4 protein-coding genes are annotated in these 3,525 nt (G+C 59.9%); all 4 read left to right on the top strand.

Translation table 11 applies throughout. The features are described from left to right. The coding region (locus HHJ19_RS00020) for a YDG domain-containing protein (RefSeq protein WP_296902981.1) at positions 1-932 on the top strand (932 nt) is incomplete at its 5' end. A gap of 222 nt (positions 933-1,154) precedes the next feature. Continuing rightward, entirely contained in the window at positions 1,155-1,994 is an 840-nt protein-coding gene (locus tag HHJ19_RS00015; protein WP_296902979.1) for a hypothetical protein, read from the top strand. Positions 1,995-2,151: 157 nt separating this feature from the next. Further along, positions 2,152-2,796, top strand: coding sequence for a lipopolysaccharide transport periplasmic protein LptA (lptA, locus tag HHJ19_RS00010; RefSeq protein ID WP_296902978.1), 645 nt, complete (start codon positions 2,152-2,154; stop codon positions 2,794-2,796). 4 nt (positions 2,797-2,800) lie between these two features. Beyond that, on the top strand, positions 2,801-3,525 hold a 725-nt coding region (gene lptB, locus HHJ19_RS00005), incomplete at its 3' end, for an LPS export ABC transporter ATP-binding protein (protein ID WP_296902976.1).

The raw sequence follows: 3,525 nt of genomic DNA, 5'->3' as shown, positions 1-3,525 counted from the left end.
CACAGAGCCTCGGCCTGCCCGCGGGTCTGGTACTCAGTGCCGGCTATGGCGGCACCGGACCGGGTGTTGCCGGCGGCACCGTGAAATTTATCAATGGTGGTCTAGCTGGCACTTACATTACCACCACAGGGCCAGCGCCCGTTACACCGACCAATATTTTTTACAATCCGACCTCGTACACAACGCCGACAGATTATTCGCCTTTCTTCACCGGAACGGGCAGCCCGCTCAATCAATTCATGCTGGTTTTCCCCGGCGGGGCCGACAAGAACTTCGATAACACGACTGCGGCAACCTTCACGGGGTTGAAAGGCAACCCTATCGGCGTCACGTTGTTTGCCGGCCCAGGCAGCACGGCCAATTTTGATACGCCGGACCCAGGAATTGGCAAAACCATCACCTTTAACGGCTATAGCCTGCGGGGTGCAGACGCCGCTAAATATGCACTGCCGGTTTCTTGCTGTGCGCCCGTGGTTTCGAAAACAACTGCGGACATAACGGCAGCAGTGGTTCCGCCACCGGTTGTGGTTCCGCCACCGGTTGTGGTTCCGCCACCGGTTGTGGTTCCGCCACCGGTTGTGGTTCCGCCACCGGTTGTGGTTCCGCCACCGGTTGTGGTTCCGCCACCGGTTGTGGTTCCACCACCGGTTGTGGTTCCACCACCTGTTGTGGTTGCACCACCGGTGGTGGTTCCGGCTGCAACGCTATTCCCAAGACCAGTGATCCAGCCAGTACCGCCTAATGCCTTCCCGCCCGGCCTTCTTCCATCAGCCTTGGCGCTGACCATCGTGCCACCGGCAACACCGCCTGTCGCGCTGGTTGTGACAGCTCCTCCTGCAGACATAGTGCAACCCGCGCCGGTTGTGGTACCGCCTGTAACGACGATTCAACCCGCGGTGCCCTATCGTGCGCCCAAACAAGATCGCAACTAAACATTGTGAGCCCTGCGTCGACGGCGGAAACGCCGTCTGCGTCGTGGCTGTATGTTGGTATGATCCCAGGGACATTCTCGAAATGCCGATTCATCGCGAATCTGCTGGCCCAAACTCCCGCACCTGAACAGTCAAATGACAACACTTACCAAAAAGCCGGGTCGACCTCCTGGGCCTTTGTTGCCAGACGCAAAATCTTCGCGGTACACGCGGTCGATCGCTATGTGGAAAGCTCAGGCAATCTGCATTGGCTTGTTGACTGCCGGTTTTGCCGGTCAGCAGGCTTTGGCTGCGGACGGCGTGGCGAAGTTGCCAAACGTGGATCGACAAGAAACGCCGCATCTTGCCGCCACGGCTCCCGCCGCAATGGAAATGCAAACGCGGGTGGAGCGCCAGCTTCCAAAACGGGCGAACTTTGAACAGACGCGCGCTTCCGGAGAGGCACGGCATGTGGCGGACTGGGTGGTTGATTCGGGCGACAACCGCAGCATGCCGTTTGTGATTGTCGACAAGGCGGCGGCGAAGGTTTTCGTATTCGATGCAGTTGGACAGCTGCGCGGTTCTGCCGCTGTACTTTTGGGCTTGGCGCTTGGCGACGACTCTGTCCCCGGCATTGGCCAGCGCAAGCTGTCGACCATTCGCCCCGAGGAGCGCACAACACCGGCTGGGCGCTTTGTGGCTTCGCTCGACCGTAACCTTCAGGGAAAGAAAATTCTCTGGGTTGACTATGATGCTGCCATTTCATTGCACCCGGTCATTACCAGCAACGCCAAAGAGCGCCGCGCCCAGCGGCTTGAGAGTTCCTCGCCGCTGGACCACCGCATTTCCTATGGCTGCATCAATGTTCCGGTAAAGTTCTTCGACAAGATCGTGAGTCCTGCGTTTACCGGAACAAGCGGTGTTGTCTATGTGCTACCTGAAACCCGCTCGGCCCACGAAGTCTTTGCATCGTATGATGTGGAGGAGCGTGAGCGCCTCAAGACCGTAAGTCAAGCCGAGCCGGCCCCGGATGAATTCCGGCTGATCACGGCGACTGCTACTGCCACTGAGTTGGCCAAGTAACTGTTGCGCCTGCCGGCGCGTTTTGTGGCCGATCCCCCGGCAACGCGGAGTAAGGTCGTCTGACTTTGGTTGCTGTTAACAATTGCCGGCAAAAGGCATTCTGCCTTCCAGCATGACTACAATGGTTGCACACCCATAGCAGCAAGATTCGTGCCTTATGAAACGTTCCTTTTTTCCCCTCTTCCTCGTCGTCGCTCTGGCGCTGGGGACCGCGCTTCCGGCTGCGGCTGAAAAAGCCGATCGTGACAAGCCCATGAACGCCGAGGCCGATACTCTGCGCTACGACGACCTGAAGCAAAGCAGCGTTTTTACCGGCAATGTGGTTATTACCAAAGGCACTACCATCATTCGGGGCCAGCAGGTCGATGTCAGCCAGGACCCCGAGGGTTATCAGCAGGCAGTCGCCATTGCGGCGCCCGGCAAGTTGGCCTACTACCGCAAGAAACGCGACAACGTGGACGAGTACATCGAAGGCGAGGGCGAGCGAATCGAATACGACAGCCGCGCTGACACCGTCAAATTCATCAGGCATGCGGTTGTTCGTCGTTACAAGGGCAGCACTCTGGCCGACGAAACCACCGGTGCGCTGATTGTTTACGACAACAACACCGATGTGTTTTCCGTCGATGGCGGCGCGCAAAACCGTACAGCCGCCAATCCCACGGGAAGAGTTCGCGCCATGCTGTCGCCGCGCATCGATCCACCGCCGACGGGCAGCGCCGTGCCACCAGTCGCCGGACCCTCGACCAAGCTGCGCCCCAGTACGACGCTGGGCGCCGAAGTCCCACAGAAAGCACCCTGAGCCGATGAATGGAGTGATCTATACCCCGGCCGCAGCTTCTGCCATCCCCCCCAGCCGCCTAGTCGCGCAGGGGCTGCAAAAGTCATATGGCGGCCGCATGGTGGTGAAGGATGTTTCCCTGTCAGTGCAAAAAGGCGAGGTGGTCGGTCTGCTCGGCCCCAATGGCGCCGGCAAAACCACCTCGTTTTACATGATCGTCGGCCTGGTGCGGGCTGACGCGGGTGAAATTTCCATCGACGGCCAGCCCGTCGAGCATATGCCGATTCACCTGCGCGCCCGCCTGGGTCTGAGCTACCTGCCGCAGGAAGCGTCGATTTTCCGCAAGCTTACGGTAGAAGAAAACGTGCGCGCGGTGCTTGAGTTGCAGCGTGACAAGTCCGGCAAGCCACTGGCCCGTGCCGACATCGAGTCGCGGCTGGATGGGCTGCTGAAGGATTTGCGGGTCGACCATCTGCGTGATTCGCCGGCGCCTTCATTGTCGGGTGGCGAGCGCCGCCGCGTGGAGATCGCCCGGGCGCTGGCCACGCAGCCGCGCTTCATCCTGCTGGACGAGCCTTTTGCCGGCATTGACCCGATCGCCGTGATCGAAATCCAGCGCATCATCGGCTTCCTGAAGTCGCGCGGCATCGGGGTGCTCATCACTGACCACAATGTTCGGGAAACGCTGGGCATCTGCGACCACGCCTACATCATCAACGACGGCCATGTCCTGGCCAACGGTACGCCGTC

Source organism: Polaromonas sp. (assembly GCF_012927415.1).
Classification (GTDB): Bacteria; Pseudomonadota; Gammaproteobacteria; order Burkholderiales; family Burkholderiaceae_C; genus Polaromonas.
Note: the sequence above shows the minus strand (reverse complement) of the source record. Positions and strands in the feature narration are given on the sequence as shown.

Bases quoted from the DNA above. Each gene is read 5' to 3' on its own strand.
- HHJ19_RS00015 (WP_296902979.1), top strand. From the start codon at position 1,155: ATGTGGAAAGCTCAGGCAATCTGCATTGGCTTGTTGACTGCCGGTTTT.
- lptA (WP_296902978.1), top strand. From the start codon at position 2,152: ATGAAACGTTCCTTTTTTCCCCTCTTCCTCGTCGTCGCTCTGGCGCTG.